Consider the following 25,746-nt stretch of genomic DNA (forward strand, 5'->3'; position numbering starts at 1 on the left):
CCGCACCTCCGCCGCTTGGGCGCCCACGTCCTCGGCCAGGTCGGCCTTGGTCAGCACGATCACCGGCTTGGCGCCGCTCTCGTATGTGGTGGCCAGATACCGCTCGAGCCGGCGCAGGTTGAGGTCGGCGTTGAGCGAGGTGACCAGGAAGGCCACGTCGACGTTGGCCGCCACGACCTGGGCGTGGGTCCCGCGCCCGGCCGCCTTGCGCACGAAGGCCGTCGCGCGGGGCAGCACGTGCTGGACGAACAGGGGCTCGGGCGGCCTGCGGGGCTCGAACGCCACCCAGTCGCCGGCGACGGGGCGAGCCATCTCCTCGGCCGATTTCATCAGCCGGCCGGCCGCCTTGGCCTCGGCCTCGCCGTCCTCGGTGATCAGGCGGTAGCCGCCGCGCTGCTGGACGATGACGCGGCCGGCTTTCAGGCCTTGCGCCGCAAAGGGCGCGAAGTCGTGCTGGAGCCGTTCGCTCCAGCCGTATTGGGTCAGCACTGGGAATGTCCTTGAAGTCGATTGCCGATGAGGCGTCGACCGTGGGGACCCATCCTGTTCAGGAGAGCGGCTGCACTCACGCAGCTGTCACGGCGACGCAGCGAAGGGCTGCGCGGACGATGGGTGACACGAGCATCCTCCTCTCAGTTTGCGTGGCCGTTTGAGGCGGAGAGCTTGGCGACCGGCCTGCTTCGCGTCAAGAAGACCGCTCAAGCGAAGGAGTGCGCCGTGTCCGAAGCCCTGAACGTCGTGATGAACGAGGCCGAGCGCCAGTTCCAGGTGAAGCTGGGCGACGAGACCGCCTTCGCGGAATACCGCCTGGTCGACCACGGCATCATCCTGCCGCACACCGTGGTGCCGGAGAGCTTCGAGGGGAAGGGCGTGGGCTCGGCGCTCGCCAAGGCCGCCCTGGGCTACGCCCGCGAACACGGCCTGAAGGTGATCCCGCTCTGCCCGTTCATGGCGGGCTACATCACCAAGCACCCCGAGTGGCATGACATCGTGCACGACACGTACAAGGCGCAGCTGGGGATCGATTAGGCGCAAATGGCGCCTCCGCTCCGCCCAGCGGGCGCGGAGACCTGCGCGCGCGGCCGGTAGTCGAGATTCGGCGGCCGGCCTTCCCATGGCGGGCGGATTCGTCCTTCGACCTCGAAGCGGATCTTCGAAAGGGCCAGATGCGAGTGCCCGAACGTCCGCGATGCGCGGCGAGCAGACTTAATCTGAAAGCCCGATCACGTCGAAGCTTTCACCGTTCCAGATTGCGACCATGAGGGAGGCCTCCTTGGTCCCGAAAGCCAGCGTATCGCCACTCAGGGTGACCTCGCGGCGCGGGCATGGAGCATCCTTGGGGCCCCCTCCTTTGCCGCACCAGGTCTTGTGCCGACCTGGCCGCTGCGTGGTGACGTGAAGGCTGGCGAGCTCATTGAAGGTCGCCACTGTCACCGGCGCTCTCTCGTCGCGCGCCAGATGAACAATGAGCTCATACTGCCCGCGCCCGCTTTGCGTTACCTCGGCGGTGTCGATCTTGCCGTCGCCGTCGAAGTCCCCTCGAACAGGCGCCGGTGACATGGCCACGACGGCGGCGAAAGTAAGCGTGCCGATCATACGCATCCCCTCAGATCCGCGCCTGGAACCGCGCTATCCGGGAAATCATGATCCCGAGCAGAAGCGTCGGCAACGGGTGTAGCGGCCATCAACCGTGGCTTGGGCGGGGACCTAACGTTCCGGCGGCAGGGGCGATTTTAGCTCCGGGCGGGTTGCCTGCGCTATCGATCAACTTGCAGTCGCCTACCTTCCCGCTAAACACGTGCCGGCTTGGGAGGCCAACGTGTAGTGTTCTGTCGAGGCCGCACCTGATGACCGAAGCCGGCCGTGCTTCTGGCCGCCGAAATGCGCATCTCCGGTTCGCCCCCGCGCGCGGCGCCGGACGTTCGGCGCGTGGCCCGGAACGGTGAACGTTGCGTTGACGAGCGTTCTTCCGGGTCGACGAGACGCGAGACCATTCCTTCTCCTGCTGGCGAGCTACTGGATCGCCGCAGTGATCGGCCTTCAGTGGACCGTCATCCCTGGCGCTGGCACCGCGGTCTGGCCCGCGTCTGGCATCGGGTTCGCCGGGCTTGTGCTGGGGGGGCTCCGTCTCTGGCCAGCCATCTTCCTGGGCCGGTTCCTCGCGGCGGTGGCGGTGGGTTCGCCGCAGCCTTGGTGGGCCGACGCCTGGCTGGCGTCTGCCACAACCCTCGGGACTCTGGTTCCCCTCATCTGGATCAAGCGTGTCGGCGGCGTGCATCCCGCGATGGGTCGCTTGCGCGACGCCGCCCGCCTGGTGCTGGTCGGCGCCGCGGGAGGCGCCCTTCTCTCGGGTCCGCTGGCCATGGCGGGCCTGTGGTTGGCCGGCGCCCCCTTGGGACAGCTGGCGCGCGCGGGCGCGGCCTGGTGCCTGGGCTTCGGCGTGGGCATCGTCGTGGTCGCGCCCGTGATCCTGAGCTGGTCGAGGCGTCGGTCCTGGCGCCTCTCGAAGACGGCCTGGGCGCACCTTGCCCTGTGTCTCGCCGCAACAGCGACGGTTTCGATCGTGGTGTTCCTCCAGCCGGCAGGCGGCGTCCTGCGCACCTGGCACGTGCTGCCGGTGCTGATCTGGCCCGCGTTGGCATTCAGCGTCCGCGGCGCGTCGCTCAGCCTGCTGGTGGTGTCCGCCGTCGCTCTGGTCAGCGCGATGATGGGTCTGGGTCCTCTGTCGGAAGTGCCGCAGACGGCCGCCGCCCGACTGGCCTTCACGCAGCAGTTCCTCGCCGTCACCAGCGTGGCGATGCTCGTGCTGGCCAGCGCCGTGGACGAACGACGGGCGAAATCCGAGATCGCCAAGCTGGAAGCGCTGCGGAGCGCGATCCTCGATGCGGCCTTGGACTGCATCGTGACTATCTCGGACGACGACCGGGTGGTGGAGTGGAACGGCGCCTGCGAGCGAACTTTCGGCTACCGGCGCGAAGAGGCCGTCGGGCGCGCCCTGACGGAGCTGATCGTCCCGCCAGAGCACGTGGAGGCCCACAGGCGGGGGATGGAGCGCTTCCTGGCCACCGGCCAAGGGCCGGTCATCGGTCGGCGACTCGAACTGGAGGCGATCCGGGCCGACGGCCGCCGCTTTCCCGTCGAGCTCGCGATCCATGCTATCGACGTCGACGGTCGCCCGCACTTCACCGCCTATCTGCGCGACATCACGGATCAAAAGCAGGCGCGAGCCGACGCCCTGGAGAGCGAGCAGCGGCTGCGGGCCACCTACGAGCACGCCTTCGCCGGGATCGCCGAAGTCTCCCCTGAGGGGCGCTTCCTGCGCGTGAACGAGCGATTCTGCGGTCTGGTCGGTTACTCCCGCGACGAACTCTCATCGCGCACCATCTGGGACATCAGCCATCCCGACGACCATGTCGAGGAACGCGAACGCTTCCGTCGGCACATGGCGGGTGAGATCGAGGTGTACACCGTCGGAGAGCGGTACCTGCACAAGAACGGACAGGTGGTGTGGGTGGAACTCGCCGCCTCGCGCGTCGTCGATGACCTCGGGCAGCCGCTGTACGGGATTCGTGTGGTCCATGACGTCTCGCAGCGGCGGCGATGGGAGCAACAGCAGCTGCTACTGATCAATGAGCTGAACCATCGGGTGAAGAACACCCTGGCGACGGTCCAATCCATCGTCGCACAGACCACCCGATTGAGCGGCTCGCCCGCGGAGATCCGCGCCCGCATCGAGGGACGGCTGCTTGCCCTGTCCGAGGCGCACAACCTGCTGACACGGGAGAACTGGGAGGGCGCCGACCTGCGCGAGATCATCGAGCGCGCCATCGCGCCGTTCCGCGCGAGCGGGGATCATCGGATCCGCGTGCAGGGGGGCTCGGTCCGCCTCTCGCCACGCCAAGCTGTGGCCTTGTCGATGGCCCTGCACGAGCTCGGGACGAACGCCGTAAAATACGGCGCGCTGAGCGGCGACGCCGGATGGGTGGAGGTTCTCTGGACTTTTGCCGGACCGGGCGGCGGAACCCTTGCCCTCGAGTGGCGGGAGGCAGGAGGACCACGGGTGGCTGCGCCCACCTCCCGTGGCTTCGGCAGCCGCCTCCTTGAACGAGGGCTCGCGCAGGACCTCGAAGGCGAGGTCGAGCTGAACTTCGACCCGGAGGGCGTAGTCTGCAGGATCACCGCCCCCATCACTCGCGAAACAGCTCCGCACGGGTACGATCATCTGCAGGCGCCTGCGCTGGATTAGGCCCTCACTCAAAACGGATCGCAGCCGCAGGTGGGCCGTCAGCTACCCTGCTGAACGTCCGCTTCCGGCCCGTCTTTAGACCTTAACGGCGTGACAGGTGGGCGGCGATGCGAGCCGCCGCGTCGGCGGGGGCGCAACTTCCGGTATCGATCGACAGCTCCGCAGCCGGCATGGCCGCCATGCTGGCGTCGAAGCTGTCGCGAAGCTCGCGGAGCAGGTCGACGGATGTGAGCTTGCCGTACTCTGACCGGTCAGCCTGCCCGATACGCCGCTCCTGCTCTTCGCGTGACAGGGTGAGCGACACAAACACCACGGAGCCGCCGAAGGGCTGGATCGCCGCCCGTACGCGGTCGGGAAAACCAGGTTCCACCGTCGCCTCGGGCGCGAATGTGAAGATGAGCGACCGCCCGCTTCGCGCCGCCTCGGTGAAGGTCTGGAGCCAAAAGCTCTCGCGCAAGCGGATGAACGGCTCGGAGCCGAACGGAAACACCGCCCCGACGGCGTCGACCACGAGATGATTGTGGAACAGGGGCAGGCCGGTGAGCTTGGCGAGCTCCCGGCAGACCGTGAGCTTTCCGGCGGCGACGGGGCCGTAGACGAAGATGATCTCCATGCGGCGAAGCTAGCGAGCCAAGGGCCCGCGAACCAGCGCGCCCGGCCTATGCCCACGGAAGGGCGGCCTCGCCCCTGAGGATCGCCTCGGCCTCCGCGGTGTGCTTCGCCCCGCCGCGCTCGTGCAGCACCAGCGGCGGCAGGAGCCTCAGCGGGGCCCTGCCGGTCTTCACGGCGCGGACCAGCACGCGCTTGGCGGGCTCGTCGGCATAGGGGTGGATGGAGCGGATCTGGAACGAGCCGGCCTTAGCGGAGAGCAGGTCGAGGAGGTCGGCGAGGCGGTCGGCGCGGTGGATGATCGTGATCGTGCCGCCCTCGCGCACGGCTTTGGTCAGGAACGGCGTCCAGGCGGCGAGGCCGCCTTCGGCCATCCAGGCGTTGGTCTTCTCCGGGGCCGGGGCGCGCAGGGCGGCGGGGTCGTCGAAGAACGGCGGGTTGGCGATCACCGCGTCGAAGGGTTCGAGGTCCAGCTTCGCGAACGGGACGTTCACGTCGCCGGCCAGGATCTCCACGCGCTCTGAAAGGCCGTTCAGCATCACGTTCTGCTGGGCCAGCACGCGGGCGGTCTCGTCGCGCTCGACCCCCACGAACCGCGCCTGCGGCCGGCGCGCCGCGGCCGCCAGCAGGGCTCCGCCCGCGCCGCAGCCCGCCTCGATCACCCGCTGGCCGGGACCCGCGTCGCAGGCCGCTGCGAGCAGGGCCGCGTCGAGGCCGGCGCGATAGCCGCGCGCCGGCTGGATCAGCCGCACGCGACCGTCCAGCAGCCGGTCTTCGGTCGTGGCGCGCCCAGTGGTTTCCATGCCAGCCCCTTGATAGAAGGCGAGCCTCACCCGCCTGGGTCGCTTGACCCTGACCTAGCGCGTCACCATTGTCCCGGCAAACGGCGGACGGACGGGGCCCGGACGTCTGAGTGCTAAGGAATTCGTCGTCTTGGAAGCCGCCCAGGCCATCGCCCGACCCGCACCCGCCATCGATACGCTGCTGGAGCTGGCGGGCCCCGACATGGCGGCCGTCGATGCGCTGATCAGGACGCACATGGACAGCCCCGTGCCGGTGATCCCGGCGCTGGCCGACCACCTGATCGCCGGCTCGGCCAAGCGCCTGCGGCCCCTGCTGACGGTGGGCGCAGCGCGTCTGGCGGGCGCCCGCGACGACGCCTGCCTGAAGCTGGCCGCGGCCGTCGAGTTCATCCACACCGCCACCCTGCTGCACGACGACGTGGTGGATAGCTCCGAGCTCCGCCGCGGCCGCGTGGCCGCGCACCTGATCTGGGGGGCGCCGTCCAGCGTGCTGGTCGGCGACTTCCTGTTCGCCCGCGCCTTCGAGCTGATGGTGTCGGCGGGCTCGATGCCAGCGCTCGAGGTGCTGGCCCGCGCCAGTCGGGTGATCTCGGAAGGCGAGGTGCTGCAGCTCACGCGCAGCCACGACCTCGACCTGACCCAGGACGTCTACATCGACATCATCCGCGCCAAGACCGCCGAGCTCTTCGCCGCAGCGGCGGAGGCGGGCGCGATCTCGGCCGGCGCCTCGCCCGAGCGCTGCCGGCAGCTTCGCCGCTTCGGCCAGGATCTGGGCTTGGCCTTCCAGCTGGTGGACGACGCCCTGGACTACTCCGGCGACGCCGAGACGCTGGGCAAGAACGCCGGCGACGACTTCCGCGAAGGCAAGGTCACCCTGCCGTTGCTGTACGCCATGGCCCGCACCGGCGCGGCCGAACGCGAGTTCTGGGTCCGCACGGTGGATCGCCGCGAGCAGGCGGACAGGGATTTCGAGCGGGCGCGCGAGCTGATGCGTGAGACGCGCGCCCTCGACGACACCCTGGCGCTGGCGACGCGCTATGCCGAGAGCGCCAAGGCGATCCTGGCCGACTTCCCGTCGAACAGCTGGCGGCCGGCGCTGCAGGACCTGGCCGACTTCTCCGTCAGCCGAACGGCCTGATCAAAGCGTAACCCTAGGAACCCATTTGGGTTTGGTGCGCTCCCTCGCGTCCCGAGGGAGAACTTGATGTTTGCCGGAATGAGACTGGCGCGGTTGGGCGCGTTCAATCCCGAATTCCCCGACGCCGAAGCGCTGCACATCGGTCTGGCGCGCTGGAACCGCGCCCGGCTGGCGCCCCAGCTTGCCGGCGACAACTGGCTGGCGGACCTGAACCGCGACACCCGCATGCTGCGGTTGGAGGGGAGCTTCGTCGAAGCTTTCCGGGCGCATATCGCGCCGCTGGTTGAGAGCGTCCCAGAGGATCCCGACGGCTTCATCGCCTGGTTCGAGGAGCTGAAGGACACCGGTCCCGGCCAGTGGGACCCGCTGTTCGACTGGCTGGCCGGCGAGGCCAGCCTCGAGCAGATGAAATGGTTCCTGACCCAGGAGGCCGCCGGCGAGGCGGGCTTCGACGACCTCGTCGCCTACACCCAAGTGAAGCTGCCGACGCGGCCGAAGCTGGAGCTTGCCCGCAACTACTGGGACGAGATGGGCCGCGGCCACGAAGGCGGCATGCACGGTCCGATGCTGGACCGCACCATCCAGCTCCTGGGCCTGAAGCCCTCGATTGAGGGCACCTGCTGGCAGTCGCTCGCCCTGGCCAACACCATGACGGCGCTCGCGACCACCCGGCGCTATGTCTACCAGTCGATCGGGGCGCTGGGCGCCGTGGAGCTCACCGCGCCGACCCGCGTGGCGATGGTCTCCGAGGGCCTGAAGCGGCTGGGCGTCGAGCCGGCCGGCCGGAAGTACTTCCAGCTGCACGCTCAGCTCGACATCGAGCACTCCAAGGCCTGGAACGCCGAGGCCCTGATCCCGCTGGTCGAGGAGAACCCGGCCTGCGCCCGCCATCTTGCCGAGGGCGCGGTCATGCGCCTGGTCTGCGGCGAGCAGTGCTTCGAGGTCTACCGCGCCCACCTGTGGGCCCACGCCCACCCGGTGGTGTACGCAGCGGAGTAGCCTCAGCCTGGCGAGATCATCTTCTCGGGCCGCACTACCTCGTCGAACTCCTCGTTCGTGACGTAGCCGCCGCCGACGGCCTCTTCGCGCAGGGTGGTGCCGTTCTTGTGCGCCAGCTTGGCGATCTTGGCGGCGTTGTCGTAGCCGATCTTGGGCGCCAGCGCGGTCACCAGCATCAGCGAGCGCTCGAGGTTATGGCGGATGTTGTCCTCGCGCGCCTCGATACCCTTGACCATGTTGTCGGTGAAGCTGATCGCCGCGTCCGCCAGCAGCCGGCACGACTGCAGGAAGTTGTAGGCCATCACGGGATTGAAGACGTTCAGCTCGAAATGGCCCTGCGACCCCGCGAAGGCGATCGCCGTCTGATTACCCATCACATGGGCGCAAACCATGGTCAGCGCCTCGGCTTGGGTCGGGTTCACCTTGCCCGGCATGATCGACGAGCCCGGCTCGTTCTCGGGCAGCGCCAGTTCGCCCAGGCCCGAGCGCGGGCCCGAGCCCAGGAAGCGGATGTCGTTGGCGATCTTGAACAGCGCCGCCGCGGCGGTGGTGAGCGCGCCGTGCGAATAGACCATCGCGTCGTGCGCCGCGAGCGCCTCGAACTTGTTAGGCGCCGTGATGAAGGGCAGGTGGGTGATCTTGGCGATCTTCTCGGCCACCAATTCGGCGAACCCGACCGGCGCATTCAGCCCGGTGCCCACCGCCGTGCCGCCCTGCGCCAGTTCATAGAGACCGTAGAGGCTCTCCTTGATCCGCCGCACGGACATCGAGACCTGGTGGGCGTAGCCCCCGAACTCCTGGCCCAGCGTCAGGGGCGTCGCATCCTGGGTATGGGTCCGGCCGATCTTGATGATGTGAGCGAACTCGTCGGCCTTGTGCTTGAGCGCCGCGTGCAGGTGCTCGAGCGCCGGGTTCACGTGGCGGGCGATCTCCTCGGCGCAGGCGATGTGCATGGCCGTCGGATAGGTGTCGTTCGACGACTGGCTCATGTTGACGTGGTCGTTCGGGTGGACGGGCTTCTTGGAGCCCATCTCGCCGCCCAGCATCTCGATCGCCCGGTTCGAGATCACCTCGTTGGCGTTCATGTTCGACTGGGTGCCCGAGCCCGTCTGCCAGACCACCAGCGGGAAGTGGTCGTCCAGCTTGCCGTCGATCACCTCCTGGGCGGCGGCGACGATCGCCGCGCCGATCGTGGGATCCAGCCGACCCAGCTCCATGTTGGCCTCGGCGGCGGCGCGCTTCACCACGCCCAAGGCCTTGATGATCGGCTTGGGCTGCTTCTCCCATCCGATCCGGAAGTTGCCGATCGAGCGCTGTGTCTGCGCGCCCCAGTACCGGTCGGCCGGAACTTCGATCGGGCCGAAGGTGTCGGTCTCGGTGCGGGTCGCGGTCACGGGCAGTCACTCCTCACGTCTAGCCGCGCCGGTTTAGCGAGACGACGGCGGAGCGCAAGGCTATGCGTGAGCCGATGAGCGACGTCTGGACCCAGCACGGCAAGGTGCGCGCCCGCGAGGCCGACGGCCTGCTCGAGGTCACCGTCGACGGCCTGACCACCCAGGCCAAGTACTACAAGCCGCTGATCTACGAGTTCTTCCGCAAGGCCTGGCGCGGTTCGCGGCCGGCCTGGGGCGAGTTCGCCGTCGAGATCGGCATGGAGTACGTGGGCGACCCGCCATGGCTCGACCTCGACAACCTGGCCAAGGCCATCCTCGACGCCATCAAGGGCTACGCCTTCCACGACGACGCCCAGGTGGCGCGCCTGCTGGTCGAGCGCCGCCCCGGCGAGCGCGAGCGCATCACCGTGCTGGTGCGGAAGCTGTCCTAGACCCTGGCCGCCGAACCCTGCTGTCCGCGCCTCGCGGCGTAGCGGCCTCGCTTGCGAGCGATCAACTGCTCTCGGGCGTCTCCACCTGGATTCGGGCCACGCTCTTCAGCGCTGCGCCCAGACCAGCAGTGTCGTACGGCTTGCGCAGTAGAACCGCATCCTCGTTGGCGCCTTCGACCAGATCGCTGCCGGTGGCGAAGATCAATCCAATCCCGGGCCGCAGTTCGCGGGCCCTTGTCGCGAGCTCCCGTCCCGAAAGCCCGGGCAGCCCCAGGTCCGTGATCAGGACGTCGATGGTGGTCGTTTGCAGCGCCAGCAGCGCTTCCTCCGCGTTCGCCGCCTCCACGACCACCTGTCCGTGCCCTTGCAGCATCTCGGCCGTGTTGGCGCGGATCAGGTCGTCATCCTCGACCAGGAGCACGGTGCGGCGGGGGACGGACGCCAGTTCGGCCGCACGTAACGGGGCGGGCCGCGTGGCCGACACAGCCTGATTGCGCTGCTGCTGGTTGGCCAGGACGTGCCGGATTTTTCGAGCCAGCGCCTCCTGAGTGTAAGGCTTGCCCAGCAGTTCTACGCCTGGATCGAGCCGGCCGCCGTGCACGATAGCGTTCTCCGTGTACCCGGAGGTGAAGAGCACCGCGATGTTCGGGAGCCGCTCCTTGGCCCTGCGCGCCAGTTCAGGGCTCCGCAACTCGCCTGGCATCACCACATCGGTGAACAGCAGGTCGATCTGGATTCCGCTCTCGATGATGGACAGCGCGCTGGCCGCGTCCTTCGCCTTGAGCACCTTGTAGCCAAGCTCGGTCAGCATCTCGACGGCGGTGGCGCGAACCTCCTCGTCGTCCTCCGCCACCAGGATCGTTTCAGCGCCTCCCTTCACGGGCCCCGTGTCGGCGGCGACGAGGACGTCCTCCTTCGCCGTGCTGCGCGGCAGGTACAGCTTCACCGTCGTTCCTTGGCCGGGCTCGCTGTAGATCTTCACGTGCCCGCCCGACTGTTTGACGAAGCCGTAGACCATCGAGAGGCCCAGGCCCGTCCCCTTGCCCTCGGGCTTGGTCGAGAAGAACGGTTCGAACACCTGCGCCAGGATGTCGGGCGTCATGCCGCAACCGGTGTCGGTGACGGCGACCACCACATATTGGCCGGGGGTGACCTCGGCGTGAGCGCGGGCGTAGGCGTCGTCCAGGTAGGCGTTGCCGGCTTCGATGGTCAGCTTGCCGACGCCGTCCATCGCGTCGCGGGCGTTGATCGCCAGGTTGAGGAGCGCGTTCTCGACCTGGGCGGGATCCACCACGGTGTTCCACAAGCCGCCTGAGATGACGGTCTCCACGTCGATGGCGTCGCCCAGGGTTCGGCGCAGCATGTCCTCGAGTCCTGCGACCAGGCGGCCGACGTTCACCACCTTGGGTTCCAGGGGCTGGCGGCGGCCGAAGGCGAGGAGCTGGCTCGCGAGCTTCGAGCCCCGGCTAACGCCAGCCAGCGCGTTCTGCACCCGGGTCTCGGCGCGGGGATTGCCCGCGACGTCCTTGGTGAGCAGCTGCAGGTTGCCGGAAATCACCTGGAGCAGGTTGTTGAAGTCGTGAGCCACGCCCCCAGTGAGCTTGCCCACCGTCTCCATCTTCTGGGCTTGCCGCAGCTGGGCCTCCAGCTGATTGCGCTCGGTGACGTCGCGGCCTGAGCCGTAGATCGCCTCGCCTTCGGCGATCCAGCTCCAGGTGTACCAACGGAACCCGCCGCCATTCCGCTTCAGCCGGAGGTCCACCTCCTGCGCACCGCCGCCCTGCGCGAGAGCGGCCATGGCGTTCGAGAACCGCTCGGCGTCGTCCGGCTCTACGAGATCTCTGAAGGCGCGGCCAACGAGCTTCTCGGGCTCCTGCCCAAGCGCCTTGGCCCATGCTGGGTTGGCGCTCACGAACCGGCCATCCGGGCCGCAGACGACGAACAGGTCCTCGCTGACCGACAAGATCCGGTCCAGTTCGCGGGTGCGCTCCTCGACTTCCCGCTCGAGCTGCTCACGCGAGCGGCTCAGCAGATTGCGGGCCTCGACCAGTTCCTGGATGTCCGTGCATGTCCCGAACCAGCGCGTCACCTGACCATCCGAGCCGGCGATCGGGGTGCCTCGGGCCAGGAACCACCGGTAGCTGCCGTCGGCGGCGCGGAAGCGGTGCTCGTTCTCGAACGGAACGCCGGCGGTCGCGGCCGCCAGCCACTTCTCCAGCGCCTGATCCCGGTCCTGCGGGTGCAGGTAGTCCGCCCAGGCGTGGCCAAGGTCGGCTCCCGCGGGACTGCCGGTGTATTCGTACCAGCGGGCGTTGAACCATTCGACCGAACCGTCCGGACGCGTGATCCAGGCCATGTTGGGCATCGCCTCGGTCAGGCTGCGGAGCGTGGCCTCGCTCTCGCGCAGGGCCGCCTGCTGGCGCTTCTGCTCGGTGAGGTCGAGCATGGCCCCGATCATCCGGACGGCCTTGCCCTGGGCGTCACGGATCACCCGTCCCCGGTCGAGGATGTCGGCATAGGTCCCATCGGCGCGGAGGAAGCGATATTCCTCGGCCCAGGTGCTGCCGTCGCCGTCGATCACCGCATGGATGCTCGTGTCGACCCGCGCCCGATCGTCTGGATGGATGTGCTCGATCCACCACTGGCCGGTGGGCTCCACGGTGGACAGGTCGTGCCCGTGCGCGGTTTGCAGCGCTTCGTTCCAGAGCACGTGGTTCTTGACGAGGTCCCAGTCCCAGATCGCGTCCTGGGTGGCCAGAAGCGCCAGCCGATAGCGCTCCTCGGTTTCGCGGAGCACCTCGTCCGTGACCTTCAGGTCATGGATATCCGTCGAGGCTCCGAACCAGCCCGTGACCTCGCCGCTGGCGTCGCGGAGCGGCTCGGCGCGGGCGACGTACCAGCGGTGCTCGCCATCGCGGCGCCGATAGCGGAGCTCGACTTCATAGCTGGCGCCGCTCGCCACCGCGGCCGCCCACTTGGCGCCCGCTTCCGCCCGGTCGTCGGGATGGACGGCGTCGGCCCACCCGGCGCCGAGGGCCTGCTCCGTCTCCTGCCCGGTGTACTCGTACCAGCGCTCGTTCAGATGCTTGATTGAGCCATCCGGACCGCCGTACCACATGAAGCTCGGCGCGACGTTCATCAGCGCCTGCAGGCGAGCCTCGCTCTCCCGCACCCGCGTCTCGGCCTCGTGGCGCTCGTCGATGTCGATCACCGAGCCGATGTAGCCCAGGAAGGCGCCGTCGGGCGCGAAGCGGGGCGATGCGGCGTCCAGCGCCCACCGGTACGTCCCATCCCGGCGTCGCAAGCGGTATTCGAGCCGGAACGCCTCGCGCTTCTCGTTCGCGGCGAGGAACGTCTGGCCGGACCATTCGCGGTCGTCCTCGTGCACCGCGTCCAGCCAGCCGAACCCCAGGCCCGTCTCCGGGGTCTGCCCGGTGAACTCATACCAGGCGCGGTTCAGATAGGAGCACGCGCCGTCGGCTTCGGTGACCCACATCATCATGGGCGCGTGGTCGGCCATGTTGCGGAAGCGGGCCTCGCTCTCGGTGAGTTGGGCCTCCCGCAGCCGTTCCTCGGCCACGCTGCGCGCCTCGATCACGGTGCCGATCGTGTTCGAGGCCTCGTCGCGGATAGGGGAGGCGGTGAACGCGACGGGGTAGAAGCTGCCGTCCTTGTGGACGAAAACCTCTTCCCCCTGAACTTGGAAGTTCTCCGGGAAGGCCCGGTCGATCGGACACTCCTCGAGCGGGTAGGCGCGTCCGTCGGGGTGAGTGTGGTGGATCACGTTGTGCAGGGGACGGCCTTGCATCTCGGAGAAGGCGTAGCCGGTCAGCTTCTCGGCGGCCGCGTTGGCGTAGATGCACTGCTGGCGCTCGTCCATGACGAAGACCGCCATGGTCGTGTTGTTCAAGACGCTGTCCAGCCGGCGCTGGCTGCTCTTCAGCGCTTGTTTGGCCTTGTGCTCGGCCGTGATTTCGCGGGCGGTGACCAGGGCGCCGGCGACGCCGCCGTCGGGCTCGCGGATTGGCGAGGCGTCGAAGCAGAAGATCCTGGCCTCGTCTTCGCCGGGCAGGCGCAGGGCGGCCTCGAAGGCCTCCACCTTTTCGCCGCGAAGCGCGCGCGGCACGGGCGAGTCCGCAAAGTCCAGCGGCGCGCCGTCCGGCCGCGTCACCTCGACGGGAGGCTGGTCGTAGCGACGGCCTTCAAATGTGGATCGCGTTAAGCCAAGCAGTCGCTCGGCGGCGGGGTTGGCGTATGCCACCAGCCCTTGCGGGTCCACTCGGAACGTTGCGGCCGGCAGGTTCTCGAGCAACGCGTCGAACTGCTTGCTTTCAAGACGCAGAGGCCCAGCCACACGGGGATCCACCATAGAACAACCCTTCATGAGCCCCCGACGCGCTGCTAGCGCTTCGGACCTGAGGGATCAAGATGGTTGACCGCGCCGAACCCAAGGGGCCCACGACGAAAAACGGCCGCGCCCGGAGGGATGGGCGCGGCCGCGTACTTCGCGAACCTGTCCGGGGGAAGATGGGGTCGGTTCAGCGATACTGTTGCAGGCGGGTGGTCCGCAGGCCGGCCATCCCGTGACGGTCGATGGAGCGCTGCCAGGACAGGAATTCGTCGCTGGTCAGGGAGTAGCGCTCGAGGGCGTCCTCGAGGGAGATCAGCCCGCCGCGCACGGCGGCGACCACTTCCGCCTTGCGGCGGATCACCCACCGGCCCGTGTTGGGCGGCGGCAGGTCCTTGATCGTCAGAGGCGCGCCGGTCGGGCCGATCACATAGGACTCGCCCCGGCTGTTGGTGCGCAGCTGCTGCGTCTGTTGCAACATGGCTCTTATGGCCTTCCCACCATCACTGTTGATGGGGACGATAAGCCGCGGCCGCTAACGGCCGCTGAATCGTTACAGTAAAGAAAGGCCTAACCATACACTCCCCCGTGTACCAATTGGATACTCTTCTAACCGTTTACGCCGGTTAATCTAAGATAACGGAATGTATTACCGCTTGATGTTGATCAGTTCCTCCAACATCTGATCTGCGGTCGTGATGATCTTCGAGGATGCCGAGTAGGCTTTCTGGGTCGCGATCAGGCCGGTGAACTCGGCCGACAGGTCCACCGTCGAGGCTTCCAGACTGGAGGGCGAGATGAAGCCCGCGCCGCCGATGCCCGCTTCCTTGATGGTCATCTCACCGGCCTGGATCGTGGGCCGGTAGGCGTTGCCGCTCACCGAGGCCAGGGCGTTGACGTTCGGGAAGGTGGCGACGCCGATCTTGGCGATCCGCCGGATCTGACTGTTGTCGTAGACGGCGGAGACGATCCCGTTCTCGTCCACGTCGATGGCGATGACGTTGCCCACGCCCGCGCCGTTCGACTGGATCGAGTTCACGGTGGAGGCGGCCGAGTACTGGGTGAGCTTGGCCAGGTCGATGTCCACGGTCTGAGCAGCGAGCCCCAGGCCCGGAGCCCACCGCGGGGCCGCGCCCGACGATGCGTTGAGCGTCAGGCTCTTCAATGCGTTTGACGTGCCGGCCATGTTGATGGTGCCGTCGGCGTTGAACACCACGTTGCCGGTGGCAAGCTGACCGTTCGCGCCGGCGTCCACGTCCGTGGCGGGCACCGCGTAGATTTCCGCGCGCCAGGTGTTGGCGACGGTGTCCTTCAGCATGGCCATGGCGACCTTGCGCGAGCCGCCTGCCGAGTCGATGACGTTCATCTCGATGACGAAGTCGGGCTTGGTGCCGCTCGCGCCGTTGGAGGCGGCGTAGGCAGCCATGGAGTTGGCGGCGGTGTTGTAAGTGCCCAGGCCGGTCGACACCGGGCCGGACTTGTTCACGTTGGCGGTGACCGAGACGTCGGTGGTCGCCTCCACGGCGGCGCCCAGGTTCTTGACGTTGATAGAGGCCATCTCGGTCAGGTCGGAGGGATTGACGTTGAAGGTCCCGTCGGCCTGGATGGGCCAGCCCTGCAGGTAGAGGTTGGCGTCGTTCACCAGGTAACCGTCCGCGTCGACCCCGAACGAACCCGAGCGCGTGAAGCTGCGCGCGTCGGCGGCCGTTAGGCCCGCGCCCTTGTTGGTCACCACGAAGAAGCCGTCGCCCGAGATGGCGAGGTCCGTGGTGGAGCCGGAGGCCTGGATGAGGCCCTGCTGGCTGACGAACTGGCGGGTGACGCTCTGCACACCGCCGGCGGAGTACTTGCCTTTCACCGCCTGGGCCGTGACGACGTTGGCGAAGTTCACCTGGTTGCGCTTGTAGGCCACCGTGTTGACGTTCGCGATGTTGTCCGAGATCGCCGCGAGCGCCGAGGAGTTGGCCACCAACCCCGAGACGCCTGCGAGCATGGCTGAATTGATGCTCATGGCTTAGTTCCGTTCTTCTCCATTGGGCCCGCTTCCTGCGGAGGGCCGGCTCCTAGAGCCGGCGGTGGAGACGACGTTCTGCCGTCCGGGTTGTAGGGTCAGTCCTCGGCCGGCGTCGGCGGCGGATCGGAGGGATCGTCCTCCGTCTCCGCCGGCGGCGGGTCGGCCTGGGCCTGTTTGATCGTGGTGATGTGGTTCCACAGGACCGGGGTCCCGTTGACGGTGATCAGGGTCTCGCCGTTCGACTGCTCGACCCCCGTCACGATGCCCTCGATCGAGACCATCGCGGGAACAGTGGCGTAGTTGCTGTCTTTGGCCGTGACGCGCAGGCTGAAGACGCCGTCGGTGTGCTTCACGCCGTTGGAGTCCTTGCCGTCCCACGTGACGGTGTGGTCGCCCGCCTTGCGGCCGGCCTCGTTCGGCGCGTCCAGCACCTTCACGACCTTGCCCTGGCTATCGAGCACCTCGAGCTTCACGTCGTTGGCGTCGCGCGGCAGGGTGTAGATCCACTCGGCCTTGCCGTTCTGCAGCTTGGCGTCGACGCTGGCTGCGCGCACCTCCTTGCCGATCAGGCTGACCGCGGTGGAGACGCCGTTGCTGGTATTCGACACCAGCGACTTCAGGAGGTCGTTCGTCAGCAACTGCTGCTCGACGCCGGTCATCTGCACGATCTGCTGGGTGAACTGGTTGGAATCCAGCGGCGACAGCGGATCCTGGTTCTTCAGCTGGGTGGTGAGCAGCGCCAGGAAGGTGTCGAAGCTCTCGGCCAGCCGCGTGCGACCGATCGCGCTGACATCCTGGCCGCCTGCTCCAGAGACCGCGTTGGGCATATCAGATCCTCACGTCCACGCCGCCGGTCACGCCCCGGCGCAGCCGCAGCTCGCCCGGGGCCGCGGCAAGGTCGGCTTCACCGGCCGTTTCAAGCGCCTGCTGGAAGGCCCGGCCGCGGAAGCCGCCCCCTTGGCCGTCGTTCCACTCCTGCCGCGGTTGCCCGCGGTCGCCGGCCACGTCGAACGACAGGCCGCTCGACAGGTCGAACCCGGCCTGCTCCAGCGCCCGCTGGAGTTCGCCCGAGCGGGCTTTCAGCTCGGCCGCCGCCTGCGGGTTCTCGAAGCTCATGGCCGCCGTCATCCGGCCGTGAGCTCCGATTTCCACTCGGACGTCCACCTTGCCGAGGCCGATCGGATCCAGCTCCACGTCGAAGCGGGTGGAGCGGCCGTCCAGCTTCTTGACGATCTCGGCGGCTAGGTTAGCGACCGTCTCCGGCGAGCCGCGCACGGCGTGCGGCGCAGGGTTCGGCGCGGCGGCCGCGTGGGTGGTCGAGCGGGTCTCGGAGGCGTGGGGAGGGTCCAAGCCTTCCGGCGCGTCCATGCGGCGCGCTTCGGGTTGCGCAGGCTCGACCTCTGGCGCCTTGGCGCCGGTGGGGTTCTTGCCGCCGGCCGTCGCCGCCGCGGGCGTCGCCGATGCGCCAGCGCTCCGGGCGCCGGCGGCCTCCGACTTGGGCTCCTCGCCGTCCTTGCCGTGCTCGGCCGCCCCGGCCTTCTTGTCCTTGCGCGAGGGGGCGGGCGGCGGCGGGGCGGCGTCGGCCGCTTGGGTGATCTCGTCTCGCGCCGTCGGCTGCGCCAGGAGCTCCGCGGGCGGCGCCAGGGGCGCAGCTTCCGGCTCCACCGCCGTGGCCGCGGTGTCCGCAGGCACGTCGGTTGCGGCGGCGGCCGCGGCCGCGGCCGCGGCCGATGGCGTTGTCGGCGTTTGCGGCTGGGCGGCGGCGTGGGGCGCCTGTGCGGGCCGCGTCGGCGCGGCCGCCTGGGCGAGCGGGGGCGCTGGCGGCGAAACCTCAGCGCTCGTGGGCTGCGGATCGCCGGCGGTATCCGGAAGGTGCGCGTGGGCGTCTGCCTGGGCCACAGCCGGATCGGCCGGCGCGGCGGTCGCCTTGTCCTGACCCCAGGCCGGCGGCGCGGCCGTTTCGGTGGCCGGGGCCTCCGCTCCGGCTGACGGGGCAGGGTTCGGCGCGGCCTGGGCAAGCAGCAGCGAATTCAGCAGCGTCTCTGCTCCGGGGGCGACCTGAACGGTCTCAGGCGCAGTGGCGTCTTCAGGCGTAGGGGCGTCGATCTCGTCCACATGAGCGTCGCCGCCCGTCACCACGCCCGCGATGTCGGTTTCGCCGAACAGGGCGGCCAGCAGCGCTTCGAACCCGGCCAGCGGGCCGGTCGCAGCCTGCGCGTTCCCGCCGCCGGCCAAGCCGGGCAGGGCGTTCATCGCGGGATTGATGGCGGGCGCGGTCATGCGGGCCGTCGGAAACCATGGTGTGGGTGGTCGGCGCGTCCTGCGCCCGGTTCATTCGGTCCGTCCGGAGCAACCTTCGCGCCAAGTGTGCAGGACGTTGTATTTGCTGTGGAAAGCATCGTTTCAGGGTGCGGTGGACGGTCCCCTCTGTGGCGGAATTTGCCGGGCCGCAACCGGCGGGGTGGGGCGTTCCCTGCCGGCCGCCGGAGCGCGTCCGGCTTCTGGCGCCAGACTTGCGCCGGTGATGTCGAACTCACCGGGCCCTGAAGGGACCATCGTTGAAACTACTAGGTTTTTCCCGGCGCCATCAGCGCGCGCTTACCGTCCTCCCGGCAGAATCCGCCGGGTTGCGGGTGAGCCTTTGCCGGGCGGAGCGTTAAGCGATGTCGCTGAACGTCACCCTGAAGACCGCCGCCTCGGGCCTCAACGCGGCCCAGGCCTCGTTGCGCGCCGTCTCGGACAACATCGCCAACGTCAACACCCCGGGGTACGTCCGCAAGGCCGTCGACCAGCAGCAGCTGGTGGTCGACGGCATGGGCATGGGCGTCCGCGTCGACGGCGTGAAGCGGATCACCGACAACTATCTCCAGCTGGCGAGCTTCACGGCCGCGTCGGATTCCAGCCGCTGGGCGGCGGTCTCGCAGTACCTGGACAACGCCCAGAGCCTGTTCGGCAATCCGTCCAGCGAGAGCTTCTTCTTCAATCGCCTGGACGCCATCTACGGCGCGTTCGCCACCGCGGCCGACGACCCGTCCTCGAGCCTGCTGCGCAGCCAGGCGCTGTCGAACGTGGAGGACTTCCTCGCCGAGGCCGACCGCATCAACGGCCAGTTGGCCGAACTGGGCGGCACCATCGAGACGAAGATCACCGCCGACATCGACCGCGTGAACAGCCTGCTGCAGCAGATCAACCAGCTGAACGCCGAGATTGGCCGCGCCAAGCTGGTGAGCGCCGACGCGTCGGGCTCGGAGAACATCCAGAGCCAGCTGCTGGACGAACTCTCTACGCTGATGAATGTGCGCGTGTCGCGCCGCGACGCCGGCGGGGTCGTCGTGCGATCGACCGAAGGCGTGATGCTGGCCGGCGAAGGCGCCGCCACGCTGGCCTACAACCGCAGCGACTCCACGCCGGGCTACATCACGGCTCAGTCGCCGGGCGGCGGCTCCGTGCAGCCGATCCAGGCTCTCAGCGGCGAGCTGCGGGGCTTGATGGACCTGCGCGACGTGGAGCTGCCGCAGCTGTCGGACCAACTGGGCGAGTTCCTGACCCGCGCGGTCGATCAGATCAACGCCGCCCACAACGGCGCGGTGGCCTACCCCGCGCCGAGCGTGATGAACGGCCGCAACATGGGGCTGGACCTGCCGACCGCCGTCTCGGGCTTCACGGGGACCAGTACGCTGGCGGTGATGAACGCCAGCGGCGTGCTCCAGCGGCGGGTCGACATCGACTTCACCGCCGGCACGATGAGCGCCAACGGCGGCCCAGCCGTCGCCTTTACGCCGGCCAACTTCCAGGCGACGCTCAATGCGCAGCTCGGCGGCGCCGCGACGATGAGCTTCACCGGCGGGGCCATGACCATCACGGCCGCCGCCGGCAATACCCTGGGCATCGACGAGGGCACGTCGCAGAAGGCCGGCCGCGGCTTCTCGCATTTCTTCGGTCTGAACGACCTGGTGAAGACAACGGGCTTCACCAACTACGACACCGGGCTGCGGGCGAGCGATCCCCACGGCTTCACCGCAGGCGGCCAGATCGCGCTGCGCCTCTCGACGCCCGACGGCCTGCCGATCCGCGACGTCACGGTCACCGTGCCCGCCGGGGCCACGATGACCGACCTGCTGAACGCGCTGAACAACAACGCCACGGGCGTGGGCCTCTATGGGGCCTTCAACCTGGACAGCCGAGGCAACCTGACGTTCCAGGGCTCTCCGCCGGTCGAGGCGGGGATCTCCGTCGTCACCGACACGACACAGCGGGGCGCCGGCGGCCCCTCGATGAGCGAGCTCTTCGGCCTGGGCGCGCTGCAGCGTTCGACCCGCGCCGGCCGCTTCGAGGTGGCCCAGGCGCTGGAAAGCGATCCGACCAAGCTCGCGCTGGGCAAGCTGGACTTCACGGTCGCGGCTGGCCAGCCGCTGATCCGCCCCGGCGACGGGCGTGGCGCCCTGGCGCTGTCGTTGGCCGGGGACGTGACCAGCCACTTCCAGGCGGCGGGCTCGCTGGGCGACGTCAGCATGACCGTCTCGCGCTACGCCTCGGAATTCGGCGGCTCGATCGGCCGCAACGCCGCGGCGGCCGAGACCCGCAGGGAAAGCGCCGAAGCGGTGATGACCGAGGCGACGGCCCGTCGTCAGTCCGTCGAGGGCGTGAACCTCGACGAGGAGCTGGTGAACATGACGACCTACCAGCAGGCGTTCAACGCCTCGGCCCGGATGATCCAGGCGGCCAAGGACCTCTACGACGTCCTGCTGGGCATGCTGTGAGGAGCGAGTAGATGGTGACGCGCGTCTCGACCCCGGGAAACTACTCCGCCGTCCTCTCCAACCTGCTCGCCGCGCAGCAGCGCCAGATGCTGGCCGGCGAGAAGGTGGCGACCCAGAAGAACGGTTCCGACCTCAAGGACTACGCACGCGACGCCGAGATGCTGACGGCGATGCGCTCGCTGAAGACCCGGCTCGAGGTATACAAGGACCAGAACACCTTTGTCTCCGAGCGGCTGGCGACCCAGGACACCGCGCTGAACCAGGTGACCGACGCGGCGCGCGAGGCGCGGCAGGCCATCGCCGACGCCATCGCATCGGGACGTGTGGACACGCTGATGGAGGATCTGCAGGCGCAGTTTCGCAACGCGGTCGAGGGGATGAACGCCCGCTACGGCGGCAAGTACGTCTTCGCCGGCGGGCAGGTCGACACCCGGCCGGTGAGCGCCACCTCGATGAGCGACCTCACCTCGGGGCCGCCGATCGCCAGCTGGTTCGAAAATGACCAGTTCGCAGCCACGGCCAAGGTGGACGAGGCGACGACAGTGAAGGTGGGCGTGCTGGCCGACGACATCGGCGCGGACCTCTTCACCGCCTTCCAGACCATTCAGGCGTTCCACGAGAGCGCCTCGGGGCCCTTCAACGGGGAAATGACCGCGGCGCAGCGCACATTCCTCGAAGGGCAACTCGCCACCTGGGACGGCGTGCGCGAGGACCTGGTCAACCTGACCGCCCGCAACGGCCTGGTGCAGAGCCGCGTCGAAGGCGTGCGGGAAGACCTCACCACCCGGCACAATCAGCTGTCCGGCATGATGGGAGACATCACGGACGCCGACATGGCCGAGGCGGTGTCGCAACTCGAGCAGGCGCAACTGGCCGTGCAGTCGGCGGCGCACGTCTTCAGCGCGCTTCAGGAAAGCTCGCTGCTGAACATCCTGAGGTAGCCGGCCTAGGCGCGGCCAAGCTCCAGCTGCCCGCCCAGGCGGCCGACCAGCCGGTCGCCCTGCCACACCTCGGCGGCGTAAAGGCCGCTCATGGCGTCCTCGGCGCGCTCCAGGGCGGCGCGGTCGGTCTCGAACGCCGCCTCGATCTGGTCTGCGATGCGGTCCTGCGGGTTCAGGACGTAGATGCGATAAGAGATCACCACTCGTCCCCCAAGCTTGACTGAGGAAGAGGCGCGAGCCCTCTGTCTGGTCTCTCGACCGCCGGCCCCTCGTTCGACTTGCCGACGATGCCGCGAGTTTACCGCAGTTCCATGACAGGACGCTGCTCACGTTTGCGAGCGTCGGATTTCGACGCTTCGGCGGCTCACCCTCGAAAAGCCGAGGCCCAGCCGCTACATAGGCGCCCATGAGCGTCTGCAGCGTCCCCGCAGCCATCACCGCCGAGCGCCTGTCCGACGGGCTGATCCAGGCTGCGCGCGAGGCCGTGCGCCTGCCGGTCGGGACGCGGATCGTGGCCGCCATGTCCGGTGGGGTGGACTCCACGGTCACCGCGGCCCTGCTGGCGCGGGCCGGGTACGACGTGGTGGGCGTGACGCTGCAGCTGTACGACCACGGCGCGGCGATCCAGAAGAAGGGCGCCTGCTGCGCCGGCCAGGACATCCACGACGCCCGCACGGCGGCGCAGTCGCTGGGCATCCCGCACTACGTCCTGGACTACGAGAGCCGGTTCAAGCAGCAGGTCATCGAGGACTTCGCCGACTCCTACCTGCGCGGCGAGACGCCGATCCCCTGCATCCGCTGCAATCAGACGGTGAAGTTCCGCGACCTGCTGGACGTGGCCCGTGAGCTTGGCGCCGAGGCGATGGCGACCGGCCACTACGTGCGCCGCGAGGAGGGCCCCCACGGCCCCGAGTTGCACCGCGCCTTCGACCCGGCGCGGGACCAGTCCTACTTCCTGTTCGCCACGACGGCCGAGCAGCTGGCCTATCTGCGCTTCCCGCTGGGCGCGATGCCGAAGCCCGCGGTGCGCGCCGCCGCCGCCGAACTCGGCCTGGCGGTCGCCGACAAGCCGGACAGCCAGGACATCTGCTTCGTGCCGGAAGGCCGCTACACGACCCTGATCGATCGGCTGCGCCCGCAGGGGGCCGAGCCCGGCGAGATCGTCCACCTGGACGGCCGGGTGCTGGGCAAGCACGAGGGCGTCACCCGCTACACCATCGGCCAGCGCCGGGGGCTGAACGTGGCCGTGGGCGACCCGCTGTTCGTGGTCAAGATCGACGCCGAGACGCGCCGCGTGATCGTGGGGCCGCGCGAGGCGCTGCTGACCCATGCCTTGTCGCTGAAGGAAACCAACTGGCTGGGCGACGAGGCCTCGATCGAAGCCGCCTGCGGGGCGGGCCGGCCAGTGCTGGCGCGCGTCCGCTCGACGCGGGAGCCGGCGCCCGGTCGGCTGGCGATGGTGGATGGCGTCCCCGGCGTCGCGTTCGATACGCCGGAAGAGGGCGTCGCGCCGGGTCAGGCCTGCGTGCTTTATGCCCCGGAAGCGCCGACGCGGGTGCTGGGCGGCGGCTTCATCGCCGGCACGGTGCGTGACGTCTGACGCTGGGTCACCTTCAGTTTCATCGGACGCTGAATTATATCTGGGCGCATGACCCAGACCCTCTCTGATCCCGTCGTCATCGCTTCCTACGCCCGCACGCCGATGGGCGGCTTCCAGGGCGTCCTCTCGGGCGTGAAGGCCACCGAGCTCGGCGCCGCGGCGGTGAAGGCCGCGGTCGAGCGGGCGGGCGTCAGCCCTGAGGCGGTCGAGCAGATCCTGATGGGCTGCGTGCTGCCGGCGGGCCTGGGCCAGGCGCCGGCGCGGCAGGCGGCGCTGGGCGCGGGCCTGCCCACGTCGGTGGAGGCCACGACCGTCAACAAGATGTGCGGCTCGGGCATGCAGGCGGCGATCCTGGCGCACGACGCGCTCGCGGCCGGCACGGCGGACGTCATCATCGCCGGCGGCATGGAGAGCATGACCGGCGCTCCATACCTGATGACCAAGCACCGCGGCGGGGCGCGGATCGGTCACGACACCATGTACGACCACATGTACCTGGACGGCCTGGAGGACGCCTACGAGCCCGGCCGGCTGATGGGCAGCTTTGCCGAGGAGACGGCCAAGCAGTACCAGTTCACCCGCGAGGCGATGGACGAGTACGCGATCACCTCGCTGACGCGGGCGAAGACGGCGACGGAGAGCGGCGCGTTCAAGCGCGAGATCGTGCCCGTTCAAGTGACGGACCGGAAAGGCACGACCACGGTCGAGCACGACGAGCAGCCGCTGAAGGCCGATCCGGCCAAGATCCCGACCCTGAAGCCCGCCTTCGCCAAGGACGGCGGCATCACCGCGGCCAACGCCAGCTCGATCTCCGACGGCGCGGCGGCGCTGGTCATGACGCGCGAGAGCGTCGCCAAGACGCTGGGGCTGAACGTGGTGGCCCGCGTGGTCAGCCACGCCGCCCACGCCCACGAGCCCAGCCAGTTCACGACGGCGCCGGTCCACGCGGTGCAGAAGGCGCTGAAGCGGGCCGGCTGGAGCATCGACGACGTCGACCTCTTCGAGATCAACGAGGCCTTCGCGGTCGTGGCCATGATCGCCGAGCGCGACCTGGGCATCCCGCGCGACAAGCTGAACGTCAACGGCGGCGCCTGCGCGCTGGGCCACCCGATCGGCGCCTCGGGCGCGCGGATCCTGGCGACCCTGCTGTCGGCGCTGGAGGCGCGCGGCGCGAAGAAGGGCGTGGCCAGCCTCTGCATCGGCGGCGGCGAGGCCACGGCCATGGCGGTCGAGCTGGTCTGAGCCGGGAGCCCGCCGGCCGGCTGGCGGGTTTAGCCCCCGAGCTAACAGGAGACCCCCATGCCTGACCTCCGCGATACGGGCGACCGCTACGAGATGGACGAGCAGGGGCTGACCTCCTACGCCGACTACCGGCTGAAGGACGGGCGGCTCTATATCGACTACGTCTTCGCCCCGCCGGCGCTGCGGGGCACCGGCGCGTCCGACCGGCTGATGAAGGCCATCGGCGCCGACGCCCGCGACAAGGGCCTGACCATCGTGCCGATCTGCGGCTACGCCTCGATGTGGCTGCGCCGCTCCAGCGAGTTCCGCGACCTCGTCGCCTAACCGCGTTCTATCCCCCATCTGGGGGAAGCGCGGCCATACGCCACAGCTAAGCTTGGTCCCGAGGGGAAACGCCGGCGCTGCCGCCGGCCTCTTTGGGGGACTACCGATGAAGACCAAGCTGATCGCCGCGGCCTGCGCCGCGGTCCTGACCATGGCCGCCGCCGCGGCGCAGGCGGGCGAGCCCATCCAGGGCAACACCGGCAAGTACATGAGCCCGTTCACGACCGACGGCGTCACCGCGGGCTGGATCACCAAGTCCATGCAGGTGAAGGCCTCGGGCCAGATCGGCGCCATGGCCGGCCAGTACGCGGCCCAGAAGGCGCTGGAGAACATCCCGCTCGCCGGCATGTTCGGCAAGCAGATCGGCCAGCAGGCCGGCCGCCAGGTGGCGCTGCAGTCGATCGGCGGCGAGGCCTTCCTGAGGGAGACCTCGGACCTGTCGTTCGCCAGCGCCCAGGACCTGGCCGACTATGTGAAGGCCAACCACGCCGACCATCCCGAGATCGGGAAGATCATGGCGGCGACCTACGCCATCTATCCCGACGTCGAGCAGGCCTGGCTGATGGCCCGCCGGCCGCTGGCGGTGGGCAAGCCGATCAAGGCGACCGGCCCGGCGATGGCCGGCCTCTTCGACTACTACAAGATCTCGGGCGTGAAGGCCGGCCAGGCGCTGTCCGTCACCCTGGAGTGCGAGACCATGGAGCCCACGGTCAGCCTGACCGACGCCGCCGGCCGCAAGGCCCTGGGCGGCGCGGCCGCCGGCAAGGGCCAGAAGAAGATCAGCTTCGACGCCACGGCTCCGGCCGACGGCGACTATGTGCTGATGGTCACGCCCACCAGCCGCTTCCTCGGCTCCTCGCCGGGCGGCGGCGCCTACACGGTGACGGTGGCCGAGAA

General features: G+C 69.0%; 22 protein-coding genes. 11 read left to right on the forward strand and 11 right to left on the reverse strand.

Annotation, left to right across the window (positions count from 1 at the left end; genetic code table 11):
- Positions 1-489: GTPase RsgA (gene rsgA, locus RIF93_RS06640; RefSeq protein ID WP_309089655.1), on the reverse strand; the 489-nt coding region annotated here is incomplete at its 3' end.
- Between the two features lie 228 nt (positions 490-717).
- Here rsgA and RIF93_RS06645 point away from each other — a divergent pair.
- Entirely contained in the window at positions 718-1,029 is a 312-nt protein-coding gene (locus RIF93_RS06645) for a GNAT family N-acetyltransferase (RefSeq protein ID WP_309089657.1), read from the forward strand.
- Positions 1,030-1,206: 177 nt separating this feature from the next.
- On the opposite strand, the gene RIF93_RS06650 is transcribed toward RIF93_RS06645, so the two are convergent.
- Positions 1,207-1,596 (reverse strand): hypothetical protein, encoded by a 390-nt coding sequence (locus RIF93_RS06650; protein ID WP_309089659.1) that lies wholly within the window; start codon positions 1,594-1,596, stop codon positions 1,207-1,209.
- 346 nt (positions 1,597-1,942) lie between these two features.
- Here RIF93_RS06650 and RIF93_RS06655 point away from each other — a divergent pair, with 346 nt between their 5' ends.
- On the forward strand, positions 1,943-4,246 hold the full coding sequence (locus RIF93_RS06655) for a PAS domain S-box protein (RefSeq protein WP_309089661.1): 2,304 nt from the start codon (positions 1,943-1,945) through the stop codon (positions 4,244-4,246).
- An 82-nt stretch (positions 4,247-4,328) separates the two neighbouring features.
- On the opposite strand, the gene RIF93_RS06660 is transcribed toward RIF93_RS06655, so the two are convergent.
- On the reverse strand, positions 4,329-4,859 hold the full coding sequence (locus RIF93_RS06660; protein ID WP_309089663.1) for an AAA family ATPase: 531 nt from the start codon (positions 4,857-4,859) through the stop codon (positions 4,329-4,331).
- Positions 4,860-4,905: 46 nt separating this feature from the next.
- Complete coding sequence (locus RIF93_RS06665) at positions 4,906-5,658, reverse strand: methyltransferase (protein ID WP_309089665.1); 753 nt, start codon at positions 5,656-5,658, stop codon at positions 4,906-4,908.
- 169 nt (positions 5,659-5,827) lie between these two features.
- Here RIF93_RS06665 and RIF93_RS06670 point away from each other — a divergent pair, with 169 nt between their 5' ends.
- Both RIF93_RS06670 and RIF93_RS06675 read left to right on the forward strand, forming a co-directional pair.
- Positions 5,828-6,796, forward strand: coding sequence for a polyprenyl synthetase family protein (locus tag RIF93_RS06670; RefSeq protein WP_375163850.1), 969 nt, complete (start codon positions 5,828-5,830; stop codon positions 6,794-6,796).
- A gap of 78 nt (positions 6,797-6,874) precedes the next feature.
- Positions 6,875-7,795, forward strand: coding sequence for an iron-containing redox enzyme family protein (locus tag RIF93_RS06675; RefSeq protein ID WP_309089668.1), 921 nt, complete (start codon positions 6,875-6,877; stop codon positions 7,793-7,795).
- Between the two features lie 2 nt (positions 7,796-7,797).
- Here RIF93_RS06675 and fumC read toward each other — a convergent pair whose 3' ends face one another.
- Entirely contained in the window at positions 7,798-9,189 is a 1,392-nt protein-coding gene (gene fumC / locus RIF93_RS06680; protein WP_309089670.1) for a class II fumarate hydratase, read from the reverse strand.
- A gap of 62 nt (positions 9,190-9,251) precedes the next feature.
- On the opposite strand from fumC, the gene RIF93_RS06685 reads away from it, so the two are divergent.
- Entirely contained in the window at positions 9,252-9,620 is a 369-nt protein-coding gene (locus RIF93_RS06685) for a RusA family crossover junction endodeoxyribonuclease (RefSeq protein WP_309089671.1), read from the forward strand.
- A gap of 61 nt (positions 9,621-9,681) precedes the next feature.
- Here RIF93_RS06685 and RIF93_RS06690 read toward each other — a convergent pair whose 3' ends face one another.
- The 5 genes from RIF93_RS06690 to RIF93_RS06710 all read right to left on the reverse strand — a co-directional run bounded on the left by RIF93_RS06690 (position 9,682) and on the right by RIF93_RS06710 (position 18,262).
- The gene (locus tag RIF93_RS06690; protein WP_309089673.1) at positions 9,682-14,004 is read right to left on the reverse strand and encodes a PAS domain S-box protein; all 4,323 of its coding nucleotides are present in this window, start codon (positions 14,002-14,004) and stop codon (positions 9,682-9,684) included.
- A 154-nt stretch (positions 14,005-14,158) separates the two neighbouring features.
- Positions 14,159-14,449 carry a DUF1153 domain-containing protein gene (locus RIF93_RS06695; protein WP_257837393.1) on the reverse strand — a complete coding sequence of 97 codons (291 nt, stop codon included), beginning with the start codon at positions 14,447-14,449 and terminating at the stop codon, positions 14,159-14,161.
- A 168-nt stretch (positions 14,450-14,617) separates the two neighbouring features.
- Positions 14,618-15,979: a flagellar hook protein FlgE gene (locus RIF93_RS06700; RefSeq protein WP_309089674.1), complete on the reverse strand. Its 1,362-nt coding sequence runs from the start codon at positions 15,977-15,979 to the stop codon at positions 14,618-14,620.
- Positions 15,980-16,077: 98 nt separating this feature from the next.
- Positions 16,078-16,809, reverse strand: coding sequence for a flagellar hook assembly protein FlgD (locus tag RIF93_RS06705; RefSeq protein ID WP_309089676.1), 732 nt, complete (start codon positions 16,807-16,809; stop codon positions 16,078-16,080).
- A gap of 1 nt (position 16,810) precedes the next feature.
- Positions 16,811-18,262: a flagellar hook-length control protein FliK gene (locus RIF93_RS06710; protein ID WP_309089678.1), complete on the reverse strand. Its 1,452-nt coding sequence runs from the start codon at positions 18,260-18,262 to the stop codon at positions 16,811-16,813.
- Between the two features lie 383 nt (positions 18,263-18,645).
- On the opposite strand from RIF93_RS06710, the gene flgK reads away from it, so the two are divergent.
- Positions 18,646-20,742, forward strand: a complete 2,097-nt coding sequence (gene flgK / locus RIF93_RS06715) for a flagellar hook-associated protein FlgK (protein ID WP_309089679.1) — start codon at positions 18,646-18,648, stop codon at positions 20,740-20,742.
- Between the two features lie 11 nt (positions 20,743-20,753).
- A complete protein-coding gene (locus RIF93_RS06720) occupies positions 20,754-21,683 on the forward strand; it encodes a flagellin (RefSeq protein WP_309089681.1) in 930 nt (309 codons plus the stop codon).
- Positions 21,684-21,688: 5 nt separating this feature from the next.
- On the opposite strand, the gene RIF93_RS06725 is transcribed toward RIF93_RS06720, so the two are convergent.
- Positions 21,689-21,883 carry a hypothetical protein gene (locus RIF93_RS06725; protein ID WP_309089683.1) on the reverse strand — a complete coding sequence of 65 codons (195 nt, stop codon included), beginning with the start codon at positions 21,881-21,883 and terminating at the stop codon, positions 21,689-21,691.
- 206 nt (positions 21,884-22,089) lie between these two features.
- Between RIF93_RS06725 and mnmA the strand changes: the two genes are divergently transcribed.
- The 4 genes from mnmA to RIF93_RS06745 form a co-directional block, all read left to right on the forward strand.
- On the forward strand, positions 22,090-23,283 hold the full coding sequence (mnmA, locus tag RIF93_RS06730; protein ID WP_309089685.1) for a tRNA 2-thiouridine(34) synthase MnmA: 1,194 nt from the start codon (positions 22,090-22,092) through the stop codon (positions 23,281-23,283).
- A gap of 48 nt (positions 23,284-23,331) precedes the next feature.
- On the forward strand, positions 23,332-24,525 hold the full coding sequence (locus RIF93_RS06735) for an acetyl-CoA C-acyltransferase (protein ID WP_309089687.1): 1,194 nt from the start codon (positions 23,332-23,334) through the stop codon (positions 24,523-24,525).
- Positions 24,526-24,582: 57 nt separating this feature from the next.
- Positions 24,583-24,849 (forward strand): GNAT family N-acetyltransferase, encoded by a 267-nt coding sequence (locus RIF93_RS06740; protein ID WP_309089689.1) that lies wholly within the window; start codon positions 24,583-24,585, stop codon positions 24,847-24,849.
- Between the two features lie 106 nt (positions 24,850-24,955).
- A partial coding sequence (locus tag RIF93_RS06745) for a hypothetical protein (protein WP_309089691.1) occupies positions 24,956-25,746 on the forward strand: 791 nt, incomplete at its 3' end.

Source organism: Phenylobacterium sp. (genome assembly GCF_031181185.1).
Classification (GTDB): domain Bacteria; phylum Pseudomonadota; class Alphaproteobacteria; order Caulobacterales; family Caulobacteraceae; genus Phenylobacterium.